The sequence below is a fragment of the Brevundimonas sp. Soil_N_31 genome, assembly GCF_057655995.1.
The window spans coordinates 1-800 of sequence record NZ_JBDGLE010000030.1 but is presented as its reverse complement, the minus strand read 5'-3'; the positions used below and the strand labels follow the sequence as shown (position 1 = coordinate 800).

Below are 800 nucleotides of genomic sequence, written 5' to 3'. Positions count from 1 at the left end.
TGACGTGACCCCCTGAAACTCCTCCAGGAATAGCTAGAGTCCGCCCTAACGAAGGACGGACAGAATGAAGCGATCAAGGTTCACGGAAGAGCAGATCATCGGGATCCTGCGGGAGCAGGAAGCCGGAGTGACGACGGCGGAGGTGTGTAGGCGTCACGGGGTCAGCTCGGCGACCTTTTACAAATGGAAGGCCAAGTTCGGCGGGCTCGACGTGTCGGAGGCTCGGCGGCTGAAGACGCTTGAAGACGAGAACGCCCGGCTCAAGCGAATGTTGGCGGACGCGATGCTGGACAACGTGGCCCTGAAGGACCTGCTGGGAAAAAAGTGGTGACGCCCGCCGGCTGGCGCGAGGCGGCTGGTCATCTGCAAGCCGCCTACGAGATGAGCGAAAGGCGGGCGTGCCGTGTTCTGGGCGTCGATCGGACGAGCGTGCGCTATCAGGCGACGCGCCCGGACGACGGCGCCCTGCGCGACCGGCTGAGGGCCCTCGCCCAGGAGCGTCGCCGGTTCGGCTACCGCCGCCTGCACGTCCTGCTGCGGCGCGAGGGCCATGCGGTCAACAAGAAGCGGGTTCAGCGGATCTATCGTGAGGAACGGCTGACGGTGCGCCGGCGCGGCGGGCGGAAGCGAGCAATGGGCACGCGGCGACCGCTGGACCTGCCGCTGGTGGCCAACCAGCGCTGGTCGCTGGACTTCGTCTCTGACCAGATGACGGACGGGCGGCGCTTCCGCATCCTGACGGTGATCGACAACTGCACCCGCGAGTGCCTGGCGTTGGTGGCCGACACCTCGCTGTCGGG

The 800-nt window shown here is 66.6% G+C and carries 1 pseudogene; it reads left to right on the top strand.

The annotated features are described in order from the left end of the window. Positions 1–64 precede the first annotated feature (64 nt). Positions 65–800, top strand: a pseudogene (locus AC3A3G_RS16365) (IS3 family transposase); the annotation flags it as partial.